The sequence below is a fragment of the Parapusillimonas granuli genome (genome assembly GCF_013416525.1).
GTDB lineage: Bacteria > Pseudomonadota > Gammaproteobacteria > Burkholderiales > Burkholderiaceae_B > Parapusillimonas > Parapusillimonas granuli.
Genome location: NZ_JACCEM010000005.1, coordinates 369345 through 391871, shown reverse-complemented (window position 1 = coordinate 391871; position 22527 = coordinate 369345). Strand labels below are relative to the sequence as shown.

Annotated in this window: 19 protein-coding genes; 8 read left to right on the top strand and 11 right to left on the bottom strand. The window is 64.0% G+C overall.

Annotation, left to right across the window (positions count from 1 at the left end; all coding sequences use genetic code 11):
* Positions 1-16 precede the first annotated feature (16 nt).
* Positions 17-868, bottom strand: coding sequence for a branched-chain amino acid ABC transporter permease (locus H0A72_RS11710; protein ID WP_180155430.1), 852 nt, complete (start codon positions 866-868; stop codon positions 17-19).
* Between the two features lie 517 nt (positions 869-1385).
* On the opposite strand from H0A72_RS11710, the gene H0A72_RS11705 reads away from it, so the two are divergent.
* Positions 1386-2549 carry a linear amide C-N hydrolase gene (locus tag H0A72_RS11705; RefSeq protein ID WP_180155428.1) on the top strand — a complete coding sequence of 388 codons (1164 nt, stop codon included), beginning with the start codon at positions 1386-1388 and terminating at the stop codon, positions 2547-2549.
* Between the two features lie 47 nt (positions 2550-2596).
* Here H0A72_RS11705 and H0A72_RS11700 read toward each other — a convergent pair whose 3' ends face one another.
* From H0A72_RS11700 to H0A72_RS11680, 5 genes are read right to left on the bottom strand one after another with little or no spacing between them, the layout of a single operon-like run.
* On the bottom strand, positions 2597-4189 hold the full coding sequence (locus H0A72_RS11700) for a TolC family protein (RefSeq protein ID WP_218953278.1): 1593 nt from the start codon (positions 4187-4189) through the stop codon (positions 2597-2599).
* Positions 4186-5988 (bottom strand): FUSC family protein, encoded by a 1803-nt coding sequence (locus H0A72_RS11695; RefSeq protein ID WP_180155425.1) that lies wholly within the window; start codon positions 5986-5988, stop codon positions 4186-4188. The genes H0A72_RS11700 and H0A72_RS11695 overlap by 4 nt, the downstream gene beginning before the upstream one ends.
* Positions 5972-7021, bottom strand: a complete 1050-nt coding sequence (gene mdtN, locus H0A72_RS11690) for a multidrug transporter subunit MdtN (RefSeq protein WP_180155423.1) — start codon at positions 7019-7021, stop codon at positions 5972-5974. The genes H0A72_RS11695 and mdtN overlap by 17 nt, the downstream gene beginning before the upstream one ends.
* Positions 7022-7023: 2 nt before the next feature.
* A complete protein-coding gene (locus H0A72_RS11685) occupies positions 7024-7290 on the bottom strand; it encodes a YtcA family lipoprotein (protein WP_343060175.1) in 267 nt (88 codons plus the stop codon).
* The gene (locus H0A72_RS11680; protein WP_180154935.1) at positions 7245-7559 is read right to left on the bottom strand and encodes a hypothetical protein; all 315 of its coding nucleotides are present in this window, start codon (positions 7557-7559) and stop codon (positions 7245-7247) included. Before H0A72_RS11680 ends, H0A72_RS11685 begins: the two co-directional genes overlap by 46 nt.
* Here H0A72_RS11680 and H0A72_RS11675 point away from each other — a divergent pair.
* The gene (locus H0A72_RS11675; protein WP_180155421.1) at positions 7558-8643 is read left to right on the top strand and encodes an RCC1 domain-containing protein; all 1086 of its coding nucleotides are present in this window, start codon (positions 7558-7560) and stop codon (positions 8641-8643) included. The genes H0A72_RS11680 and H0A72_RS11675 overlap by 2 nt on opposite strands.
* A 13-nt stretch (positions 8644-8656) precedes the next feature.
* The gene (locus H0A72_RS11670) at positions 8657-10405 is read left to right on the top strand and encodes a multicopper oxidase family protein (protein ID WP_180155419.1); all 1749 of its coding nucleotides are present in this window, start codon (positions 8657-8659) and stop codon (positions 10403-10405) included.
* Positions 10406-10508: 103 nt separating this feature from the next.
* Here H0A72_RS11670 and H0A72_RS11665 read toward each other — a convergent pair whose 3' ends face one another.
* The gene (locus H0A72_RS11665; RefSeq protein ID WP_180155417.1) at positions 10509-12008 is read right to left on the bottom strand and encodes a catalase; all 1500 of its coding nucleotides are present in this window, start codon (positions 12006-12008) and stop codon (positions 10509-10511) included.
* Positions 12009-12083: 75 nt separating this feature from the next.
* A complete protein-coding gene (locus tag H0A72_RS11660) occupies positions 12084-14585 on the bottom strand; it encodes a heavy metal translocating P-type ATPase (protein ID WP_180155415.1) in 2502 nt (833 codons plus the stop codon).
* Between the two features lie 115 nt (positions 14586-14700).
* Here H0A72_RS11660 and chrA point away from each other — a divergent pair, with 115 nt between their 5' ends.
* The 5 genes from chrA (at position 14701) to H0A72_RS11635 (ending at position 20145) form a co-directional block, all read left to right on the top strand.
* Complete coding sequence (gene chrA, locus H0A72_RS11655; protein WP_180155413.1) at positions 14701-15897, top strand: chromate efflux transporter; 1197 nt, start codon at positions 14701-14703, stop codon at positions 15895-15897.
* A gap of 37 nt (positions 15898-15934) precedes the next feature.
* Positions 15935-17020 carry a tellurite resistance/C4-dicarboxylate transporter family protein gene (locus tag H0A72_RS11650; protein WP_246436933.1) on the top strand — a complete coding sequence of 362 codons (1086 nt, stop codon included), beginning with the start codon at positions 15935-15937 and terminating at the stop codon, positions 17018-17020.
* A gap of 167 nt (positions 17021-17187) precedes the next feature.
* A complete protein-coding gene (locus H0A72_RS11645; RefSeq protein WP_180155411.1) occupies positions 17188-18141 on the top strand; it encodes a Bug family tripartite tricarboxylate transporter substrate binding protein in 954 nt (317 codons plus the stop codon).
* A gap of 31 nt (positions 18142-18172) precedes the next feature.
* Positions 18173-18655, top strand: a complete 483-nt coding sequence (locus tag H0A72_RS11640) for a tripartite tricarboxylate transporter TctB family protein (RefSeq protein WP_180155409.1) — start codon at positions 18173-18175, stop codon at positions 18653-18655.
* The gene (locus H0A72_RS11635; protein WP_180155406.1) at positions 18655-20145 is read left to right on the top strand and encodes a tripartite tricarboxylate transporter permease; all 1491 of its coding nucleotides are present in this window, start codon (positions 18655-18657) and stop codon (positions 20143-20145) included. Before H0A72_RS11640 ends, H0A72_RS11635 begins: the two co-directional genes overlap by 1 nt.
* A 30-nt stretch (positions 20146-20175) precedes the next feature.
* Here the strand turns inward: H0A72_RS11635 and H0A72_RS11630 are convergent, their stop codons facing one another.
* From H0A72_RS11630 to H0A72_RS11620, 3 genes are read right to left on the bottom strand one after another with little or no spacing between them, the layout of a single operon-like run.
* On the bottom strand, positions 20176-21171 hold the full coding sequence (locus H0A72_RS11630) for a Bug family tripartite tricarboxylate transporter substrate binding protein (RefSeq protein WP_246436934.1): 996 nt from the start codon (positions 21169-21171) through the stop codon (positions 20176-20178).
* Between the two features lie 24 nt (positions 21172-21195).
* Positions 21196-22098 (bottom strand): 3-hydroxyisobutyrate dehydrogenase, encoded by a 903-nt coding sequence (gene mmsB, locus H0A72_RS11625; RefSeq protein WP_180155404.1) that lies wholly within the window; start codon positions 22096-22098, stop codon positions 21196-21198.
* Positions 22095-22472 (bottom strand): carboxymuconolactone decarboxylase family protein, encoded by a 378-nt coding sequence (locus H0A72_RS11620; RefSeq protein ID WP_180155403.1) that lies wholly within the window; start codon positions 22470-22472, stop codon positions 22095-22097. Before H0A72_RS11620 ends, mmsB begins: the two co-directional genes overlap by 4 nt.
* Between the last annotated feature and the right edge of the window lie 55 nt (positions 22473-22527).

Genomic DNA, 22527 nt, shown 5'->3' with positions numbered 1-22527 from the left:
TTCAAACGCTCCTGAATCAAGTACGGCTGCCGGCGAACCCTGCCGGCTTCCAGATGAGAATCGCCACCATCAGCAAAAACGGCAGAAGCACGGCCACGTTGGGCAGGTAGACGGCGCCGATGGACTGCACCATGCCAAGCAGCAAGGCGGCCACGAACGCGCCCGCCAAAGAGCCCAGCCCGCCCACGACGACCACGACGAAGGAGTCGATCAGGACGTCGGCGCTCATTGCGGGCGACAGCGAGAGAAACGGCGCGGCGACCACGCCGGCCAGGCCCGCCAATGCCGTGCCCAGCCCGACGACCACCGCGCTCAGATTGTCGGTATTGACGCCTTGCATGGCGGTGGTGGCGGGGTCGGTGCTGGCCGCGCGCACGAACAGGCCGATGCGGGAAAAACGCAGCCAGAGGCTCAGGCCCAGGGCGACGGCGGCCCCGACCACGATCACCCCCACGCGGTAGGCCGGCACCTGGGTGCCGAACAAGTCGATGGAAAAAGCGAGCAGCTCGGGGGCCGGCAAGGAAAGATTGCTCTTGCCCCAGACGGTTTGCACGAAGTCTTCGATCACCAGCAGCAGGCCGAACGTCACCAGCACCACGGACAAGGGCTCACGATCCTGCAGCAGCCGGAACCCGTAGCGGTCGAGCAGCACGCCGAACAGAGCCATGACGGCGGGCGCCGCCACCAGGGCGACCCAGAAATTCGTGTGCAGGGCGATGCTGTAGCCCAGGTAGGCCCCAAGCATGTAGAGCGCGCCATGCGCAAAATTGACGACTCGCCTGAGCCCGTAGATCAGGGCCAGTCCGGAGCACATGATGATCAGCAATGCGCCATAGACCAAGCCGTTGAATAAGTTGATACCCAACATGTTTGTCTCCTCGTTCTAGATCCCGGACGGAGCGACCGTCGGGGCGTGTTCAGTTTCCCGGCCTGGATAAGCCTTCCGGCGCCGCCTTCCCGCAGCGGTCAATAAAAAATCAGCGCAAAGTATCATTCGAAACCTATTCCTTTAATAATGATGATTTCATCTAATTTATATAAAAAAACATATACCTCGGGATGAAGCCGCCCCGCGTCGGCATGGCCGGCGCGGGCGCAAGGGATGGGCACAGCGGTCGGCGCCGAACAGCAGGCGGCCGCCGAACGCCCATTGACACGGTGCCATCAGGGAATGTTCCGGGGCCGCGGGTGGCCCGGAAATTGGCGATATGCCAGCCGGCGCGGAGGTGAGCCTGCCTGTGCAGGCCTATCTGCCGCGGCTTCTGCGCAACATGTTGCGGTCACCCTATAATCAGTAACGTTCGGATACGGAAATGCCGAAAACATCGCCTTATCGCCAAAAAAAGCGATGCGCGTTCAATCGATGGTTTACAAGGATAAGCGTAATGATCATAAGGACAGGACTGCAGCGCACGCTGATCGCCAGTGTGCTGGCCACCGCCCTGACACTCCCCGGCATCGCCTACACATGCACGTCGTTGTTGTACACGGATGCGCAAGGCGCGCCGTATTCCGGCAGGACCATGGAGCTGCCCATGGAGCTGCCCTACCAGGCCACCTACTTTCCCGCGGGCACGGGCTTCGGCTCCAAAGCCGACCATCACCCTGTACTGTCGTTTCAAGCGAAATACGGCTTTGTGTCCGTGACCACCCCAGATCCCTTGACCAAGGATCTGAAGGTTCTGGAAGGGCTGAACGAACACGGCCTGAGCTTCAGCCTGCTGGCTTTCGCCAGTACCGAAGGCCCCAAAGACATGACGGAAAAAACCCATGCGGTGCTTGCCGCCGTCGACCTGGGGGCCTGGACCCTGTCGCAGTTCAAGAATGTGGAAGAGGTCAAGGCCGCGCTGCGCGACCAGACCGTGCTGGTGACCGCCTTGCTGCCGCTCGGCGTGCTGAAGACGCCGTTTCACTACACGCTGCACGACGCCGGCGGCGCTTCCATCGTCATCGAGTTTGCCAACGGCAAGCAACAGGTGATCGACAACCCTCTTGGCGTCATGACCAATGGACCGGAATTTTCCTGGCACATGACCAACCTGAATAACTACACCTTCCTGAGCAACAAGGATCAATCCAAGCTGGAGCTCAATGGGCTGCAATTCGCGCAGCCGGATTCAGGTATCGCCACGGCGGCGCTGCCGGCTTCGAATACGTCGGTAGGCCGATTCGTCAGGGCCGTCTATTATTCCCAATTCGCCGAAAAAGCCAAGACGCCCGAGCAGGCCGTCTCGACCCTGTCGCACGTGATGAACAACTTCGACAGGCCGCGCGGCATCACCATGGACGAGCGTTTCGAGGGCGCCGTCCAGGATGCCGTCGCTCCCGGCGTGGCGGGCCATTCCATGTATACCACCGAGTACACATCCTGGACGGCGCTCTCGGATCTGCGTCGCCTTCGATTCAGCGTTCGAAGCTACGAAAGCCTGAACTACATTGACTTCGATCTCGCCGCGCTGCTGAAGGAAAAGAGCCGGAAGACCATCGCGTTGAGCAAGATTCCCGCAGGCGCGACCGATGGCGCCAAGGTCTTGCTGGCCGCCGATTGAAGCTGGATTCACCGGCCGGCCAGGCCGCCGGCCACATGGTCCCTGCCTTATCGTTCTAGGTGTGTCTCGGGACCGGGCTGCTCGAGCCAGGAATCCCGATGCACGGTCATGGCCCCCATGACGAACGCCAGATTGGCGGCCGCCGACAATGACGCGGCATGCGCATCGGAATGGGCGCTTCGGGCGTCGAGCAGGCCCGTTGCCGCTTCAATGGCGACGGTGGCGGTACCCACGCCATGGCGATAGGCCTCCAGCGCCGCGTCATAGGCGATCGATGCGGTCCGTGTCAGCTCGTCGGCCGCGTAATAGCTCGCCAAGGCCGAATGCAGCACATCTTGCGCCATGACGATTTCCCGCACGGCGTCCTGTTGAGCCTTCTGGAAAATCCGCTTCGCATTGTCGACGTGTATTTCCGCATCTTTCAACCGGGCCGCGCGCAGGCCCGCGTCATACAGCGGCAGGGTAACGCCCAGCAGCACCGCCGAATTGGACGAACGGTGGCGCAACGCAGGCAAATGCGCCGCCTCGAAGCTCGTTCTGTTGCCGCCCGCGACCGCCGCGAGATACACCTTGGGCATGAAGTCCGCCTCCGCCGCCGCTACGCCGGTCTCTGCCATGCCGAGCGCAGCGTAGCTCGCCTGCAGGTCCGGCCGCCTGGAAAGGGCCGTCCGGATGGCCTCGTCGGTCAGCGCGGGAGCCGCGCGAGGCAGCGTGCGCTGCTCCAGGCCGCCGACATGGATTTTGCTGGTCGGCGGCAAACCCGCGGCCGCCAGCAGGCTCTGGTAGGCATTGCGTTCCAGTCCTTCCGCATTGGCGACACGCAACACCGTTTGCGCCACCTGCTGGCGCGCCAGCGCCAGCTCCACGGTCGTGGCCAGCCCGCCCTTCAGGCGCTGCTCGACGGCCTCGCGCACCTGACGACTATTGGCAAGCGCTTCTTTGGCGATGCGCAACCGCGCGCCGGCGGCCGCATGGGTGTAATAGGCATGGGTGACGTCGTGGATGATTTTCTGGTGAGCGCCGTTGAACAGCACGTTCGCGGCATAGGACGCGTGTTCGGCGCCTTTGGCCAAGGCACGCCTTTGCCCGAAATCGAAAAGCAGCCACTCGATAGCCAGGAAGGGAGCCACCCCATGCAGATCGGCGTCGATATCGGAGCGGCGGCCGTCGAGGGTCAGGGGCGAAGGAGTGCTGGTCCGCTGCCAGCCTCCGATGACGTTGGCCGAAAGCATCGGGAGGAAAGTCGCCTCCGACACTCCGACGGCCAGCGCCGCCTGCCGCGCCCGGTTCCAGGCGAGGCGGGTCGAGGGGTGCTCGCGTTGGGCGAGATCGATCAGCTCCGGCAGCGAATAAGTGGCGTTCGCATCGACGACCGGCCCCCGCGGCAATTCAGCGATACGGGGATCGGCCGGCACCGAGAAGCCGTCAAGCGGCGCGGCCTGCGATGCATCACCCCCCTCATTCGGGCTTGCGGCGGACGGAGAAGGCCTCCAGGGCTGGCTGGGGGAGGCCGGGGCGCGGCTCAGCGCATCGCCGGCGCAGCCCGCCGACACGGCGCAAGCCGTGATGATGCTTAGCATGCGAGCCAACACGCGAGCGGCATCGCTCCAGCTCCGCTTGGAAATATCGAGAGTAATCATGTGTTGGCACGCCTTACTGTCCGCATCAAGTCGGGAAGCTCGCGGATCGCCCGGTCATACTCGGATGTTTGCCGTCCTTCCCGAAAGGCAACCAGCCGGCAGAGATGATTTGCCTTGCTGATGACGTCATGCAAAAGGGCGACGTTGCCGTCGGCCGGGCGCAGTTTGCGCGGTTCGAACAAAAGGAATTGCAGCCCTTGCCGCGCCTGGCTCAACTCGGACATGACGCCCGATATCTCCTCTGTTCCGGGATCGTCGTTGCGATCGGCGGTGGCAATGGCGGCCAGGCTGTTCAGCGCTCTGGTGAGCGCCGGCACCACGGAAGAGATCATGCCGACCGGCCACAATTTCGTAAACATGACGAACATGACGAAATTGCCGAGCATGATGCCGATGATGCGGTCCCAGGCCACGTCCATTTGCACGTCCGGCCCGAACCCTTGCAGGACCGTGAGCAGGAATGCCAGACCGATCTGTATGCCGGCATAAGAAATCCGCTCGCTGCCGGCCGCCACCCAGCCTGCGGCCAGAACGCCCGCAAACACCAGGATCATGAGCGCGCCGATCGATGTGATGTGCGGAATCACAAAGATGATGGAAGCCATGCCCATGGCCGCACCGGCCAGGCAGCCGATAATACGCAGAAACAGCTTGTGCAGCGTTTCGGCGGTCGATCCCAGCGCGGCGACATAACAAGTGATCATCGCGGTGTGGATGCCTTGCCAATCGAGCGCGGTGTAGATCAAATAACAAATCACCGCCGCGGCCGTCGTCCGCAGCGCGAAATGCTGATAGGCAGGGTTGCTCAAGGCGTCCGCAAAGAAAAAGCCTTTCCGGGATGCCGGCGCATGGCCTCGCGCCGGCGCCGTCCCGCTCGATAGGGATGCCAAGGCTTTTCGCACATCGTCCAGTCCGGCGTCCCCTTCAGTGCCGCCAATGTCCGCCGGTGCAGGAACACCTTGCCGCATGGCCAACGCCGCCTCCCTGCACCGGGCGGCGAGCCGCATGCGGCATGGGCTCGTATCGGAGGGCTCCAGCCTAGATGCCGCGAGCATAAGACGGTAGCTCGTGCTTATCGCATTCGTCAGAAAACGGGTTTGCACCGTGGGCGCCAAATGCAGCAGCCTGACCAAGCCCGCCTGCTTGTCAAGTTCTTCATTTCCTTCCAGCAGGAACTCTTCAAGCGCGGCGGATGGCGACCGCCCCTCGATCACGTCGGCGGCCGCCTGCAGCCTTGCCGAAAGCCTCGCGCGCAGCCATGCCAGCGATGACCTGCCGAAAAACAGATTGAAAAGCACGACCAGCCCCATGGGAGCCGCGGCCATGAGCCAGGCGTAGAGCAGCCCGCGCGTGGCGACTTCCCCGAACGGCACGTCGCTGAGCAAGGTCATGATGAATGCAACGACCATCGCAAGAATATTGCCCACCGGCCCCAACTGGCTGGCCGCACCGATATACAAGAACAGGATCGAGCCGCCGACCAGCACCGCCATCCGCAGCAGTGGAGAATCGATGGTCCAGTGCAGCACCGCGAACATGATCATGACCACCAGGCTTACCAGTATCGAGATGGCGACCGCCATGAGCGAACTTTCTGTGCTGGCCGGCTTCATGATGAACAGGATCAGATAACAGCCGATCGCCGCCATGGGAATGCCATAGGTCATGAATACAGCGGCGGCGATCATGCATTGCGCCGCAACGCGCCACGCCATGCCGAGGCGGCCGTCGAACGGCAGCAGCTCCGTCCGCGCAACGCTGAGCAGCGCCGGAAGAACGCCGCTAGCAGTCGCCGCCATGCCTGATCACCACATCCGCCGATGCGCCCATGCGCAGAAAGCCCGAATCCGGCTCATTCAGCCCGATGCGGACGGGGAAGCGCTGTGCCACGCGTACCCAATTGAGCGATTTCTGGACATATGGAAGGCTGCGCGGCAGGTTGATCACGTCGGCGGAGCTGATTCCCCAGCCGATGTTCTCAACCCGCCCCTTGAGGGATGGTCCCCGCTGTCCCAGGACATACACGGACGCACATGCCCCCAGCTCGATGTCGGCCAGTTCGGTTTCACGGAAGTAGGCCGTGGCATGCCAGCTCTCGGTGTTGATCAGGGTGAAGAGGGATTGATCCGGAGCCGCATACTCGCCCGTTGAAACGGAGAGCCCCACCACCAATCCATCATGCGGCGCATAGACCCTGGTATCAGCCAGAGATTTCCTGGCGATTGCCAGGGCGCTGCGGCTCACTTGCACCATGGCGCTCTCCGCGTCCAGGTTGCCGATCAGTTGGCGCGCAGCCTCTGCCTGCGACACCGCCTGATTCAAGCTGACCTGGGCATCGCGCTTCAGGGTGGCCGCGTCGTCGAGCTGCTGTTTGGTGACATACCCTTTGCCGGCGAGCGGCAGCAGCCTTTGGTGAGTGCGCTCGGCGAGGGTCAAATTGTGCCGGGCGCGGGCGATCTGCTCATCCGCGATGGCGGCGTTCGCCGTTTCCGCGTTGATACCCCGGCGCTTGGCCTCCAGCGCCGCTTCGGCCACCTGCAATTCCGCCTCGGCCTGTTCGACCCGAAGCTGATAGACGGCCGGATCCAGGCTGAACAGAAGATCGCCCCGCTTCACGCGGCTGCCTTCCTTGACATTGAACTGCATGACTCTGCCCGGTACGGGCGTGCTGATGTGTACCACGTCCGCCTGTATCACCGCGTCTTCGGACAAGGGATGGGACAGCACTCGCTTGAAAGTGGACCAGCCGAGCGCCGCGGTGGCGATGAAGATGGCAAACGCCGCGGCCCAGGCCCATTTCTTTTTATTGTCGTGAGGATTGGCTGTCTGCATGGCTATTCAATGAAAAAACACAGCCCGACAACCATCGCGATGATGAAGGCGATACATGAATAAACCAGCAGCCGCAATGGCAAAATGTCGTCGAGTCCAATTCTGATGAACAGGACGCGTGTGAACGCCGCGCCCGCGATGCCGATTACGGCGCACAAAAGCCATGCCGGAAAGTATGAGCCGGCCATGTAAAACGACGGGGCTCGAGCCTGTGCGCATCCACTCAGCGGTACTGCCAATGCCAGAAGTGTAAAAATAATATGCGGCACATTATTTTCCGATGCGTACGGAACAGTTCCGCAGCCTGCCCGCCAGATGCTGTAACATATGGCAAATTAATTACATTATTATACATATAACCACGTCCAGCGCGTTGTCGCATAGGGCGGCGCACGCCGCCCCCGTGTGCGTATTCAACGGCGGGGATGATGCGGGCCGGCAGTGAGCCATCGACCGGCCTGGCGACCTCGAACTTCAATGCACCGCGACGTTCTGAGCTAATATATTTAGCAACAAATAATAAAACGAGATACATCATGGCTATCGTTCAGCTCAGCGCCGGCCCTCAACGCTCCGTCGCGCTCGACGGCAAAGGCGCGGCCTGGGGGTGGGGGGCCTTCAAAACCGCCTACCCCGGCCTGCAAGATGCGCTTCCAGGGGAAATCTGCTTCACGGATAAAACCGAAGTCGGCCACCGGCGCTATGCCCAGCCCTATGCGCAACTGCTCAACCCGGGCGCGCCTTTTCGCCTTGTCGCCGATGGCAACACTCACATACTGGGGGCTTGCGACACCGGAGCCCTGCTGGCCTGCCGGCCCGTGATTGCACCGGACCATGGAGCGGCCCACCAGACGGTCCGAGCCATACCCGGAGGAATACGCCAGTTGGCCACCATGCAGACCGTCAGCCTGGCCGTGCTGGAGAACGGCAGTGTGTGGTCCTGGGGTTTCAATCACCAGGGGCAGCTTGGCCGGCCGGCACAGCCGGCACAGAATACCGCGGCTGCGCTCGATGGCCTGCCCGCCATCGCCAGCCTGGCATGCGGCTCGGCGCACGCCCTGGCCCTGGATCGCTCCGGCCGCGTCTGGAGCTGGGGCGCCAACCAGGCCGGCCAGCTGGGGCACGGGACGCTCAAATCCTCGGGCCTGCCGGCCCAAGTGGCCTTGCCCGAGCTCATCATCGGCATCGCCGCGGGCGACACGCACAGCATGGCCCTGGATGCAGCCGGCCAGTTATGGGCGTGGGGCGCCAACAATCATGGCCAAACAGGCAGCGCCGAGGGCGCCTACTTCACTCGTCCAGTCAAGATCCAGACTGACTTTCCCGTGCGCCAGGTCGGCGGCGGGCTGTTTTACACGGCGGCCTTGTCCGAGCAGGGCGAAGTCTTTGCCTGGGGCTGGAACGGGTTGGGGCAGATCGGCTTGCCGCAACGGCACTCCTCTCCGCGGGCCATGCGAATTACCGGCCTGCCGCCGATCACGCATCTGGCCACGGGAACGGGCCATGTGCTGGCCAGCGACGGCCTGACCGTCTTTGCCTGGGGCGACAACCGCAGCGCCGCCTGCGGGCGGCCCGCCCAAGACCCGGTGGTCCTGATCCCGAATCCCATCCATCTGGCCTGACGAGGGCACAAGCATGAGTACAAGCAATCACCACGGCGCCCGTCAACCATCGGCGACCGCCATCGGTCCCGCGGACCCCAAGCGCCGCAACGTCCTGCGCTGGTCGCTGGGCTTGTCCGCCGGCCTGATGCTGCCGCCCCTGGCGGGTTGCGGCGGCGGTGGCGACGTTTCGGAGGTGACGGCGGACACCCTGCCCGAAGCCCCCCGCATCCATGCCCGCAACGGCCTCATCGATATCGATCTGGTGGCCGCTTATGGCAACAGAAGCGTCCAGTTCGCCGCCCCCTCGCAGAATGTCTATCCGGGCGCATCCCGTTCCGTGAACGCCTACTTGCGCAGCTATGACAATGGTCTCCCGGCCCCTACCCTGTGCCTGAATGCGGGCGACACCTTGCGTATCCGGCTGCAGAACAGGCTGCCCGCAAATGATGCCAAGTACTCGTCATTGAGCTTTCTCAATTACCAGAACAGCACCAACCTGCATTTTCACGGTCTGCATGTGGATCCCAAGGAAATCCGTCCCGGGGTCTATGGCGACTATATGGTGGACACCCCCGACGCGGGGGTACCGCCCGGCGCCGACCGGCAGCATGAAATCGCCTTGCCCGCCAACCATGCCAATGGAATCTACTGGTATCACCCGCACCTGCATGGATCCACCACCACGCAGGTGCTCGGCGGCATGTTCGGGGCCATCTTGATCTCCACCCCGCGCAATGATTTCGATCTGCCCGATGAAATCCGCGAAAGAATCATCTTCGTGCATCGCCTGAATCTTAGCGATAAAGGCCGCAGCGACACCCTGTACGACTACACAGGCAACAATAACAGCGGCTTCGTGCTCAATGGGGCTTATCAGCCCACCATCGTCATGCGCCCGGGGGAAATCCAGAACTGGCATTTTCTCAATGCAGACGTCTTCTACCCCTTCAACCCGGTGCTGGACGAGCACACCCTGTGGCATTACGCCCGCGATGGAAACGCCTTCCCGCGCCAGTACCGGCCCGTCAATGCCGACTCCGTGACTCGGATGGACGGCGTCCTTTGGCCAGGCAGCGCCATGTATCCCGGCAATCGCAACTCGATGCTGGTGCAGGCCAGCAAAACTCCCGGCACTTATTATCTGCGCTGCGCCAAGGCTCCGTCGGGCATGGACCCGGAAATCGTCGCACGCGTCGTCGTCGAAGGCACGCCGGTCGACATGGATCTGCCCAGCCCGCACCGCTTGCCTTTGTATAACAACTACCAGCCCATCACCGATGCCGAGCTCGCCCAGCACGGCGGCAAGACCCGGGCGGTCATCCTGTCGGTGCTGAGCAAGGACAGCTCCTTGCTCGCGCAGCCCATCCCCGAGGGTGAAGAATGGTTCATCCCGGCAACGGACAATTCGTCGCTGGCCAATTTCGTGTTTTCCACCGGCAACGCCGGAGGCAAGCTGGCCACGTTCCAATCCGCGCTGTCGACGACGCAGATCGTGGCCCTGAATGCCGTCGAAGAATGGACTTTGTACAACATGAATGGCTACCCGCATCCGTTCCACATTCATGTCAATGACTGCTATGTCGTCAAGGTCAATGGCGAGGACATCGAACCCTACTGGGCCGACACCATTCCGTTGGCGCCCAACGGCACCCAGGACCGGCCAACCTCCATTACATTCCGCAGCCGCTTTACCGACTTTACCGGCAAGTTCGTCTGGCATTGCCATGCGCTGGATCACGAGGACATGGGCATGATGGAACTGGTCGAGGTGGTCGCCTGAGGCGGGCGAAAGGCGGCACTCGACGCGCCAGCATAATGCGCGCACAGCATACAAGAACCGGCAGGCGCGCCGACACGCCTGCCAGGTTCGCCTGTCATCTACGCTAGGCTTCGCTCATTCCCGCCGCCGGTTCCGCCGCCTGGCCGCTGCGGACTTTTTCCTCGATGCGCCGGCCCACGTCCGCGTCGATGCTTTTCCAGTATTCGAACGCGCGTTCGAGCACCGGGCTGCGCACCCCGCCCAGCAGGCTGCCGGCGACGGTTTCCACCAGCCGGTCGCGCTGCGCGTCGTTGAATACCTCGCGCACCAGAGTGCCGGCCTGGCCGAAGTCATCGTCTTCGGCATGCAGCGCATAGGCGCTGCGCACCATGTCGCCGTCCGTTTCCCAGCCGTCCTCCACCTTGCCGGTGCTGTCGGCCCAGCCGCGGCCGCCGGAGTTGGGCGCATAGACCGGCTGGCTGCCGCTGTGCTCGTAGGCCATCTGCCCATCGAACATATAGGTGTTGACGGGCACCTTGGGCTTATTGACCGGCAGCTGATGGAAGTTGGTGCCGATGCGGTTGCGTTGCGCATCGTTGTAGGCAAAGGCGCGGCCCAGCAGCATCTTGTCGGGCGAGAGCCCGATGCCGGGCACGGTATTGCCGGGCGAGAACGCCGCCTGCTCGATCTGCGCGAAGAAGTTTTCCGGATTGCGGTCGAGCGTCATGGTGCCGACTTCGATCAGCGGGTAGTCCTTGTGCGACCAGGTCTTGGTGAGGTCGAAGGGGTTGAAGCGATACGACTTGGCGTCTTCGTAGGGCATCACCTGCACGGACAACGTCCAGCTGGGGTGGTCGCCTGCTGCGATGGCCTCGAAGAGATCGCGCCGGTGGTAGTCGGCGTCCAGGCCGGCCATTTCCTTGGCTTGCGCATTGGTGAAATGCTGCATGCCCTGCCTGGTATGGAAATGGTACTTGACCCAGTAGCGTTCGCCGGCGGCGTTGACCCACATGTAGGTGTGCGAGCCGTAGCCGTTCATGTGGCGCCAGGTGCGCGGCAGGCCGCGGTCGCCCATCAGGTAGGCGACCTGGTGGGCGGACTCCGGATTGCTGGTCCAGAAGTCCCACTGCATGTGGTTGTCGCGCAGGCCCGAATCGGGCAGGCGCTTCTGGCTGCGGATGAAGTGCGGAAACTTCATCGGGTCGCGCAGGAAGAATATGGGCGTGTTGTTGCCGACCAGATCGTAATTGCCTTCTTCGGTGTAGAACTTGAGCGAGAAGCCGCGCACGTCGCGCCAGGTGTCGGGGCTGCCCGCCTCGCCCGCCACGGTGGAAAAACGCGCGAGCACTTCGGTTTTACAGCCCTTCCGGAACAAGGCGGCCTTGGTGTAGGCGGAGACGTCGGCGGTGGTTTCGAAAGTGCCGAACGCCCCCGCGCCCTTGGCGTGGGGCTGGCGCTCCGGGACTTTTTCGCGGTTGAAGTGCGCCATCTGCTCCAGAAAGTGCACGTCATGCAGCAGTATCGGGCCGTTCGAGCCCAGCGTCAGGGAATTGCGGTCGCTGGGCGCGGGCGCGCCGGCGCCGGTGGTCGAGCCCTGAGCAGGGTGGTTTTTGGATTGAGTCATTGCAAGCCTCCAGTAAGATCACTTCGATGGGCGGCAGCCCCGGATGGGGCCAAGTAAAAGACTACTGTATTTCCTTCATGCGGCGGCGCCCGGCGTGCCGGCCATGGGCGGCTGGAAGCGGCGCAGGCGCAGCGCGTTGGCCAGCACGAACACGCTGGACAGCGCCATGGCGCCGGCCGCGAAAATGGGCGAGAGCAGCACGCCGTAGGCGGGGTACAGCGCCCCCGCCGCCAGCGGAATCAGGGCCGTGTTGTAGGCGAAGGCCCAGAACAGATTCTGCCGGATATTGCCGATGGTCGCCTGCGACAGGGCGATGGCGTTGGGCACGCCTTGAAGATTGCCGGACATCAGCACCACGTCGGCCGCTTCCATGGCGACGTCGGTGCCGGTGCCGATGGCCAGCCCCACGTCGGCTTCGGCCAGCGCGGGCGCGTCGTTGATGCCGTCGCCGACGAAGGCGACGCGGCCGTGCTCGGCCTTCAGGCGGCGCAGCGCGTCGACCTTGCCCGCGGGCAGGACTTCGGCCACCACTTCATCGATGCCCAGCCGGTTCGCGATCGCCTTGGCGGTCACTTTGTTGTCGCCGGTGATCATCGCGACTTTCAAGCCCAGCCGGTGCAGCGCCGCGATGGCGTCGGGCGTGCTTGCCTTGATGGGGTCGGCCACCGCCACGATGGCGGCCAGGCACCCGTCGATGGCCGCATACAGGGGGGATTTGCCTTCGCCGCCCAGCCGCTGGGCGGTCGCCGCGAAGATGCCGGTGTCGAGCCCGAGTTGGTGCATGTAGCGGTCCGCGCCCACTTGCACGCGCACGCCGTCCACGCCGGCGCGCACGCCCATGCCGGTCACCGACTCGAAATCATCGAGCGCGGGCACGGCGAGCCCTTCCTGCTCGGCGGCCTGGACGATGGCGCGCGCAATGGGATGTTCGGAACGGGATTCCACCGCCGCGATGAGTGCCAGCACCCGCGCGCGGTCGAAGCCGTCCGCCACTTCCAGGTCGGTGAGCACCGGCCGCCCTTCGGTCAGCGTCCCGGTCTTGTCCACCGCCACCACCCGGGCGTCTTTCAGCATCTGCAAGGCTTCGCCCTTGCGGAACAGCACGCCCAATTCCGCGCCGCGCCCGGTGCCGACCATGATGGAGGTCGGCGTCGCCAGGCCCATGGCGCAGGGGCAGGCGATGATGAGCACGGCGACCGCGTTCACCAAGGCGAAGGTCAGCGCGGGGGCGGGGCCGAAGGCCAGCCAGATGAGGAAAGTCAGCGTGGCCGCCGCCATCACCGCGGGCACGAACCACATCGTCACCTTGTCCACCACCGCCTGGATGGGCAATTTGGAGCTTTGCGCCTGCTCGACCAAGCGGATGATCTGCGCCAGCACGGTCTGCCCGCCCACGGCGGTGGCGCGCAAGGTGAAGGCGCCCGTCTGGTTGACGGTGCCGCCCACCACCTCGCTGCCGGCGACCTTCTGGACCGGTATGGGCTCGCCTGTGATCATGGATTCATCGACATAGCTTTGGCCGTCGATGACCTGGCCGTCGACCGGCACCCGCTCGCCCGGGCGCACGTCCACGATGTCCCCCGCGACGACGTCGCCGATGGGGATCTCGACGACCCGGCCGCCGCGCGACACCCGGGCGACCCTGGCCTGCAGGCCGACCAGCCGCTTGATGGCCTCGGACGTCCGGCCCTTGGCGCGCGCTTCCAGGTAGCGGCCCAGCAGGATCAGCGCCACGATCACCGCGGCGGCTTCATAATAGACGTTGACCGTGCCGGCGGGCAGCAGGCCGGGCGCGAAGGTGGCGACCACCGAATAGGCGTAAGCGGCCGAGGTGCCGACCGCCACCAGCGAGTTCATGTCGGGCGCCAGGCGCAGCAGGGCGGGAAAGCCCTTGGCATAGAAGCGCCGGCCGGGCAAGGCCAGCACCAGCGTCGTCAAGGCGAACTGCAGCATCCAGCTCCATTGCATGCCTATCGTGCGTTCCACCAGCGCGTGCATGCCAGGCACCAGGTGCGACCCCATTTCCAGGATGAACACCGGCAGCGTCAGCACGGCGGCGATGAGCAGGTCGCGCTTCAGCTCCACGCGCTCCGCCTCTTTCTTCGCCAGGGCGTCGTCTTCGCCGCCCGGCGCAACGGCCTCGTGCGCCCGCGCCTCGTAGCCGGCATTCCGGACCGCGGCGATGAGCTGGTCGGCCGAGGCCCGCCCGCGCACGGTCGCGCGCTCCGTCGCCAGGTTGACCACGGCATCCGAGACGCCGGGCACCGCCTTGAGCGCGCGTTCGACGCGCCCCACGCAGGAAGCGCAGGTCATGCCTTCCACCTTCAGTTCGACGGCGCCGGCGGGCACGTCGTAGCCCGCCTTTTCGATCGCCCGCACCAGCGCCATGCGGTCGACCGGCCCGGCCGGCCGGATGTCGGCGCGTTCGGTGGCGAGGTTGACCGATACGCTGCCGACCCCGGGCACTTTGGAAAGCGCGGCCTCGACCCGCCCGACGCAGGAGGCGCAGGTCATGCCTTCGATGGGCAGGCTGATGACGGCTGCCGCGCTGGAGCCGGCTTTGGCGGGCTGAGTCATGATGGTCCTTGAAAAATTCATCGTCGATGGAAGAAAATTAATCCTTACCATCATTGGAAAGTCAAGCGAATCCGGTATTCTTTCGTCGACATCATCTTCCGACCCGCAGCCATCCATGACCGACGACCGCCGTGACGGCCCCTGGGGCGTTTTCCTGATCTTTTTGCGCCTGGGCATGACCTCGTTCGGCGGCCCCATCGCGCACCTGGGCTATTTCCGCGCCGAGTTCGTGGAGCGCCGGCGCTGGCTGAATGACCGCGATTATTCCGACCTGGTGGCGCTTTGCCAGTTCCTGCCCGGGCCGTCCAGCAGCCAGGTCGGCATGGCCCTGGGGTTGGGGCGCGCGGGGTGGCCGGGATTGCTCGCCGCCTGGGCGGGCTTCACCCTGCCTTCGGCGCTGGCGCTCATCCTGTTCGCCTATGGCATCGGGCAGTATCAGGACCTGGCCCGATCCGGCTGGGTGCATGGGTTGAAGATAGTGGCCGTTGCGGTCGTGGCCCAAGCGGTATGGGGCATGGCCAGGTCGCTCTGCCCCGATCGCCCGCGCGCCGCCATGGCCATCCTGGCGGCGCTGCTGACATTGGCCGCGCCCACAGCCGCCGGCCAGGTCGCCGCCATCGTCGGCGCCGGCCTGGCGGGGCGCTGGGTGCTCAAGCCGCCGCAGCCGGCGGGCGCCCAGGTCCACCAAACCTATCCCGTCTCGCGCAGGGCCGGCATCGTGGCGCTGCTTCTCTTTGCCCTGCCGCTGGCCGGGCTGCCGCTGTGGGCCGCCGTCAGCGGTTCGCCGACGGCGACGCTGCTGGACGGCGTCTACCGTGCGGGCGCCCTCGTCTTTGGCGGCGGCCATGTGGTGCTGCCCCTGCTGCAGGCCACGGTCGTTCCCGGCGGCGCGGTAAGCAGCGCCGACTTCCTGGCTGGTTATGGCGCGGCGCAGGCGGTGCCCGGGCCTTTGTTCACCTTCGCGGCCTACCTGGGCGCCATCGCCGAGGGCACGCTGAACGGATGGCGCGGCGGCCTGGCGTGGCTGGCGCTCATCTTCCTGCCCGCCTTCCTGGTGCTTGCCGCCGCCCTGCCGTTCTGGAACCGCTTGCGCCTGCGCCCCGGCGTCCGGGCCGCCATGGCCGGCATCAACGCCGGCGTGGTCGGCATTCTGCTGTCGGCGCTGTATGATCCGTTATGGACCGGAGCCATTCACGGCAAGGCGGATTTCGCTCTGGCGCTCGCGGCGTTCGGGCTGCTGGTTTTCGGCCGGGTCTCCCCGGTCGCCGTCGTGGCGCTGGCCGGCATGGCCGGATGGCTCATGGCGGCCTGACCGTGCCGCACGGTATGCTTTGTAGAACCAGAACACCATGATCATCAGCTCTATCGACCAATCCATGAAGCCCGCCCGCGGCACCAAAGGCTGGGACCTGGAATCCATGTCCCCCGCCTGCTTCGGCCTGGTGATGGCGACCGGCATCGTGTCGCTGGCCGCCCACATGCTGGCGCTGCCCGGCATTGCGCAAGGTCTTTTCGACTTGAACCTGGTCTTCTTCCTTGGGCTGTGGATCCTGACCATACTGCGCATCGTCCGCTATCCAAGAAGGTTCTTCGGCGACATGGCCGACCACCTGCGCGGGCCCGGGTTCTTCACGGCGGTGGCGGGAGCCGGCATACTGGGCAGCCAATTCGTGGCGCTTTACGGCAACTACCGCGTCGGCTGGCTCTTGTGGCTATGGGCCGCGGCGCTTTGGGTGGGGCTGACCTACGCGATCTTCGCCGCGCTGACCATCCGCCAGAACAAGCCGGACCTGGGCCGGGGCCTGAACGGCAGCTGGCTGCTGGCGGTCGTGGCCACCCAGTCGCTGTCGGTGCTGGGCGGCATGCTGGCCGGGCATGGCGGCCCCATCGGCACCCTGGCGCTGAACTCCCTGGCCTTGTTCCTGTGGCTGTGGGGCGGCATGCTGTATGTCTTGATCATGGCGCTGATTTTCTTCCGCTATCTGTTCCTGCGCTTCTCGCCGGCCGATCTCTCGCCGTCGTACTGGATCAATATGGGCGCCATGGCCATCTCCACGCTGGCGGGCGCGCAACTCATCGCCAATGCGCAGGCACGGCCCTTCCTGCACTCCATCCTTCCCTTCCTGAAAGGGCTGACGCTGTTCTTCTGGGCGGCGGGCACCTGGTGGATTCCGCTGCTGCTGGTGCTCGGCTTGTGGCGCCATGCCTATATGCGCTTTCCCATTCAGTACGACCCGCTGTACTGGGGCGTGGTCTTTCCCTTCGGCATGTACGCAGCCGCCACCTATAGCCTGAGCCATGTGCTGGAACTGGATTTCCTGTATTTCGTGCCGCCCGTCTTTCTTTATGCGGCGATGGCGGCCTGGCTCGTCGCCTTCGCGGGCCTCGCGCACGACGTCTGGCTCAGGTATAGCGGTTCGCGCCGGCCGGCCTGAGGACTGTTAACGCCGAGGCAGGCGGCACCGGCCCCGAGAAGCGCGTATTTCCTGGGCGCGCCGGGCGCATGCGGCGCGGCGGCGGCCTTGACACCCGCTGGCCGCCCTCGTAACCTACGGCTTGCATCTTGCAAATGACAAGAACGGTACGACTTCAGGAGACCCCCATGCGCTTCCCCTCATTCCTGGCCGCATTGGCCACGACGGCCTTGCTGTGCGCCGGCGCCGCCCAAGCTCAGGTCAGCGTCATGCTGCCCGCAAATCCCGGCGGCGGCTGGGACTCCACGGGTCGCCAGGCCTTCCAGGCCATGCAGCAGGCGGGCATCTATACGGGCACGGTCAACTTCACCAACAAGGGCGGCGCGGGCGGCACCATCGGCCTCGCCGAATTCCAGCGCGCCCAGAAAGGCAAGCCGGACGCCCTGGCCGTATTCGGCGCCATCACGGTCGGCGCCATCACCCTGAATAAATCACCCATCGACCTCAGCAAGTTCAAGCCGGTGGCCCGCCTCACGGCGGAATACCTGGTGCTCGCCGTCAAGGCCGATGCCCCCTACAAGACGCTGGGCGATTTCGTCGCAGCCCTCAAGGGCAACCCGGGCGGTACGCCGGTGGGCGGCGGTTCGGCCGGCGGCGTCGACCACATCGCCCTGGCCCTGCTGGCGCAAAGCGCCGGCGTTCCGGTCCCGAAGCTCAACTACATCCCGCAGGCCGGCGGCGCCGACACCGTCACCGGCATCGTGAACGGCACGCTGAAGGCCGGCATTTCGGGCATTTCCGAATTCCAGCAATTCGCCGAAAGCGGGCGCATCCGGATCCTGGGCATCACCAAGGCCGACCGCATGCCGAACCTCGACGTCCCGACCTTCAAGGAAGCCGGCTACGACGTCGAAATCGCCAACTGGCGCGGCATCCTGGGCTCCATCGACATGCCCGAAGCCAACCACAAGGAATGGGTCGACCGCTTCGCCCGCCTGAACGACAGCGACGCCTGGAAAGCCGTGCTGGCCAAGCAGGGCTGGGATCCCTACTTCCTGCCCGGCGACGCCTTCGGCCAGTTCATTCAAAGCGAAAGCGGCCGCATCAACCAGATCCTGAAAGACGCCGGCCTGGCGAAGTAAACACCGGTCGAGCGTTAACAGGCCCTAGATCATGGCATCCTTGCGCAAGCGCCCCTGGTGGCTGGGGCTGGCGGTTCTCTTTCTGGGCGGGGTCTGTTTTCACGCCTCGACTCAGCTGGCCGCCACCGCCCAGTATGCCGCCATCGGCCCGGGCATGTTCGTCGCGGGGGTCGGCGTCGGGCTCATGGTGCTGGGCGTGCTGCTGCTCGTGCAGATCGCACGGGGTGAAACTTTCGAACCGCTGGACGCCGAGAACGCGGCGGCCGACCAGCCCATGGACCGGCGCGCGTTCTTTACCGCCCTGCTGGCGGTCGTCCTGCCCACACTGACCATCGAACCGCTCGGCCTGCCCATCACCGCCATGCTGTCCTTCATGCTGGTGGCGCGCTCGTTCGGGTCGCGGCGGGTGCTGCCCGACCTGCTGACCGGCCTGATCCTGGGCGCCGTCAGCTGGCTGCTGTTCAGCTGGCTCGGGCTGCAGCTGGGCGGCTTCCTCCCATTGGCGGGGCTGTAATGGATACCTTGGCGCTCCTGTTGCACGGCTTCGACGTGGCGCTGTCGCCCATGAACCTGCTGTGGGCCTTCGTCGGCTCCATGCTGGGCACCGCCATCGGCATCCTGCCGGGCATCGGCCCCGCGCTGACCATCGCGCTGCTGCTGCCGGTCACCGTTACCGTCGGCCCGGTATCGGCTTTCATCATGTTTGCCGGCGTGCTCTATGGCGCCATGTACGGCGGCTCCACCACGTCCATCCTGATCAACACGCCCGGCGAGGCCGGCTCGATGATGACGGCGCTGGAAGGCAACAAAATGGCCCGCGCCGGCCGCGGCGCCGCCGCGCTGGCGACGGCCGCCATCGGCTCCTTCGTGGCCGGCACCATCGCCACGCTGCTATTGACCTTCGCCGCGCCGGTGGTCGCCGAACTGGCGTTCATCCTGAAGCCCGCCGACTACTTCGCGCTGACGGTGCTCGCCTTCACGTCGGTGGCGGTGGTCATGGGGGCGTCGCGCGTGCGCGGCTTCATTTCGCTGTTCCTGGGCCTGGCGCTGGGCGTGATCGGCATCGACGGCATGACCGGCCAGCCCCGCATGACTTTCGGCCTGCCCGACCTGCTGGACGGCGTGGAACTGACCGTGGTGCTGGTTTCGGTGTTCGCCGTGGGCGAGATCCTGTTCGTCGCCAGCCGGTATACCTACAGCAAGGACGAGATCATTCCCATCCGCGGCAAAATCTACATGACGCGCCAGGAATGGGCACGGTCCTGGAAGCCGTGGCTGCGCGGCACGATCATCGGCTTCCCCATGGGCGCCGTTCCCGGCGGCGGCTCCGAAATTCCCACCATGCTGTCCTATTCCCTGGAAAAGAAGCTGTCGCCGTACCGGGACGAATTCGGCCAAGGGGCCATCGAAGGGGTGGCCGGCCCGGAAGCCGCCAACAATGCGGCCGCGGCCGGCATCCTGGTGCCCCTGCTGACCCTGGGCCTGCCCACCTCCGCCACGGCGGCGATACTGCTGGCCGCCTTCCAGAACTACGGCCTGCAGCCCGGGCCCTTCCTGTTCACCAGCAACCCGGAACTGGTATGGGGGCTGATCGCTTCCCTGTACATCGGCAACCTCATGCTGCTGGTGCTGAACCTGCCGCTGGTCGGCTTGTGGGTGCGGTTGCTGTACATACCGAAACCGCAGCTGTATGCGGGCATCCTGGTCTTCGCCATGGTGGGCATCTGGGGGGTTTCGGGTTCGGTCTTCGACCTGGGGCTCATGGCGGGCCTGGGCGTTGTCAGCTACGCCATGCGCGTGTATGGCTTTCCCATTCCGCCATTGCTCATCGGCCTGATTCTGGTTCCCTTGGCCGAGAACCAGCTGCGCACCGCACTGGCGGCCGGCCAGGGAGATTGGTCGGTGCTGGTCGACGACCCCATCTCGATCACCTTCCTGACCTTGACCGTCTTGTTCCTGTTCGTGCCTTTCCTGCTGAAACGGCTGCGCGGCCAGCCTGCGTAGGAGCGCAGACCGGCGTTGCGGGAATGGGTCCTAATTGGGCTGGATTCCCGCAGCCTTGATGACTGGTCCCCATCGCTCGCCCTCGGAATTCAGGAAGGCAGCGAATTCTTCAGGCTTGTTGTCGGCAACGATGGCGCCCAGGTTTTTCAGGTACTCGCTCAATTCCGGGCTACGCAAAGCCTTCAGCGTGGCCTTGTTCAGGCGGTCGACGATTTCTGAAGGCGTACCCGCGGGAGCCGCGAGGCCGAAGTAGGAACTGATCTCGTATCCCGGATAACCCGACTCGGCTACGGTCGGGAGATCCGGGAACGACGCCGACCGGACCTTGCTGGTCACCGCCAGTATGCGCAGCTTGCCAGCTTCGACATGTGGAACGACCGTCGACAGATTATCGAAGGCCGAGTCCGTATCGCCGGCCATGACGGCCGTCAGGGATGGCGCGCTGCCTTTATACGGCACATGCAGCAAGGGCGCTTGAGTTTCGTACTTGAACAACTCGCCTGCCAAGTGCAGCGATGACCCCACTCCTGGTGTCGAGTAGGTTCTACCCTCTTTAGATGCTTTGGACTGCTCGACATACTGCTTGACCGTCTTCACCGGAGAGTCGGCCTTCACCACAATGGCATTGGGTACTTGTGCCACCAACGCAATCGGTGCGAAATCCTTTTTGAAATCGTAAGGGACTTGCTGGTACAAGTATTGATTTACCGGCAGGCCAAACGGAACCATCAATAGCGTATGGCCATCCGGCTTGGCGCGTGCGACATACCCGCTTGCGATATTGCTATTGGCGCCGGGCCGGCTTTCCACGATAAAGTTGCCGCCCAATTCTTCCGCGAATGCTTTGGCCAATAGGCGGCCCAGCATGTCTGTCGAGCCGCCTGCGCTGAATCCTACGACGATGTTCACCGGTTGAGCGCCCGGGTAATTCGCCGCTACATTTTGAGCCTGAGAAGCGCTCAAGGATAAAACCGAAAGGACGCCTATTGAAAGCATCGCTTGCGATAATGTCTTCAGAAGTTTCATTGCTTCGAATCCTCGTTATGGTGGTTATTTATTTGACTGATACGAAAAATCCCCATTTACAACCTTGAAGATAATGGAGTTGTCCAGGTCGCCCAGACCTGCCTGCGTGCAGTGTTCATAAAGGCTCGTAGCCGCCGATCCCAACGCAACAGGTACGCCGTACGCCGCTGCGGCGCTTTGAGCGAGCTTCATGTCTTTGAGCATCAATCGCGTCGCAAATCCGCCTTTGTACCCATGGCTGCTCGGAGCAGTCGGAACAAGCCCCGGTACGGGGCAAGTCGTCGTCAGCGCAAAACAATTGGCGCTGCCATGGGAGGCAACGTCGAACAGCACCTTCTTGTCGACCCCCAGCCGCTCGGCCAAAGCAAACGCCTCGCAGACCGCAATTTTTATGATGCCCGCCGCCATGTTGTTGCACACCTTCACAGCTTGGCCGCAGCCAGGCCCGCCGGCATAGGTAATAGACGCTCCAACTGCTTCGAGCACGGGCTTGGCCGCCTGGAAATCATCGTGGCTGCCGCCGACCATCACTGTCAACGAACCTTTCTCAGCCCCCATGACGCCGCCGGTTACCGGCGCATCCAGTACCCGAATGCCATGCCGCGCGCAAAGTTCGTGGACGTCGCGAGCCGCCTCCACGCCAATCGTTGAAAAATCGACCAATAATTTGCTGGAGTACCCGGCCCCGATCAATTCCGCCACACATGCCTTCACATGATCGCCGGCGGGCAACATGGTGACTACGACGTCGCTGTGCGCCACGATCTCCGCAACCGAAAGCGCCGCCTTGCCTCCGGTTTCCATGAACCGCTGCATTACCGCTTCATCGATGTCCATGCCCAGGACATCATGGCCGGCCTCGGCCATGTTGACGGCCATAGGAAAACCCATTGCCCCAAGTCCGATGAAACCAACACGAACCTTCATTTCAGAGCCCCGCATTCACGCAACGCCAGCTCGGCATGCTTGAAGGCCTCCACTCCCGCAGGTATGCCCGCATAAACTGCGGCCTGCAGCAACACTTCTTTGATTTCGTCAACCGTGCACCCATTGTTGATTGCGCCAACGGCATGCATTTTTATTTCAGCGCCCTTGCCCAATGCGGCCAACATAGCCAAGACCAGCATGCTACGCGTGCGCCGATCCAGGACGGGGCGCTCCCAGACTTCGCCGAAACAATAGCGTGCCGTCAACTCACGCATATCCCGGTTGAAATCGTTGGTGCTCTTTTGTCGGTTGGCGAAGTACTCGTCGCCCAGAATTTCTTTGATGTTCTTCAGCCCTGCGTCAATGTCACTCATGGTGTCTCCAAATAAAACACCTGAGAGCGTAGGCGAGAACCTGGTGAATTGAAAA

Bases quoted from the DNA above. Each gene is read 5' to 3' on its own strand.
- H0A72_RS11710 (WP_180155430.1), bottom strand. From the start codon at position 868: ATGTTGGGTATCAACTTATTCAACGGCTTGGTCTATGGCGCATTGCTG.
- H0A72_RS11705 (WP_180155428.1), top strand. From the start codon at position 1,386: ATGATCATAAGGACAGGACTGCAGCGCACGCTGATCGCCAGTGTGCTG.
- H0A72_RS11700 (WP_218953278.1), bottom strand. From the start codon at position 4,189: ATGATTACTCTCGATATTTCCAAGCGGAGCTGGAGCGATGCCGCTCGC.
- H0A72_RS11695 (WP_180155425.1), bottom strand. From the start codon at position 5,988: ATGGCGGCGACTGCTAGCGGCGTTCTTCCGGCGCTGCTCAGCGTTGCG.
- mdtN (WP_180155423.1), bottom strand. From the start codon at position 7,021: ATGCAGACAGCCAATCCTCACGACAATAAAAAGAAATGGGCCTGGGCC.
- H0A72_RS11675 (WP_180155421.1), top strand. From the start codon at position 7,558: ATGGCTATCGTTCAGCTCAGCGCCGGCCCTCAACGCTCCGTCGCGCTC.
- H0A72_RS11680 (WP_180154935.1), bottom strand. From the start codon at position 7,559: ATGATGTATCTCGTTTTATTATTTGTTGCTAAATATATTAGCTCAGAA.
- H0A72_RS11670 (WP_180155419.1), top strand. From the start codon at position 8,657: ATGAGTACAAGCAATCACCACGGCGCCCGTCAACCATCGGCGACCGCC.
- H0A72_RS11665 (WP_180155417.1), bottom strand. From the start codon at position 12,008: ATGACTCAATCCAAAAACCACCCTGCTCAGGGCTCGACCACCGGCGCC.
- H0A72_RS11660 (WP_180155415.1), bottom strand. From the start codon at position 14,585: ATGACTCAGCCCGCCAAAGCCGGCTCCAGCGCGGCAGCCGTCATCAGC.
- chrA (WP_180155413.1), top strand. From the start codon at position 14,701: ATGACCGACGACCGCCGTGACGGCCCCTGGGGCGTTTTCCTGATCTTT.
- H0A72_RS11650 (WP_246436933.1), top strand. From the start codon at position 15,935: ATGATCATCAGCTCTATCGACCAATCCATGAAGCCCGCCCGCGGCACC.
- H0A72_RS11645 (WP_180155411.1), top strand. From the start codon at position 17,188: ATGCGCTTCCCCTCATTCCTGGCCGCATTGGCCACGACGGCCTTGCTG.
- H0A72_RS11640 (WP_180155409.1), top strand. From the start codon at position 18,173: ATGGCATCCTTGCGCAAGCGCCCCTGGTGGCTGGGGCTGGCGGTTCTC.
- H0A72_RS11635 (WP_180155406.1), top strand. From the start codon at position 18,655: ATGGATACCTTGGCGCTCCTGTTGCACGGCTTCGACGTGGCGCTGTCG.
- H0A72_RS11630 (WP_246436934.1), bottom strand. From the start codon at position 21,171: ATGAAACTTCTGAAGACATTATCGCAAGCGATGCTTTCAATAGGCGTC.
- mmsB (WP_180155404.1), bottom strand. From the start codon at position 22,098: ATGAAGGTTCGTGTTGGTTTCATCGGACTTGGGGCAATGGGTTTTCCT.
- H0A72_RS11620 (WP_180155403.1), bottom strand. From the start codon at position 22,472: ATGAGTGACATTGACGCAGGGCTGAAGAACATCAAAGAAATTCTGGGC.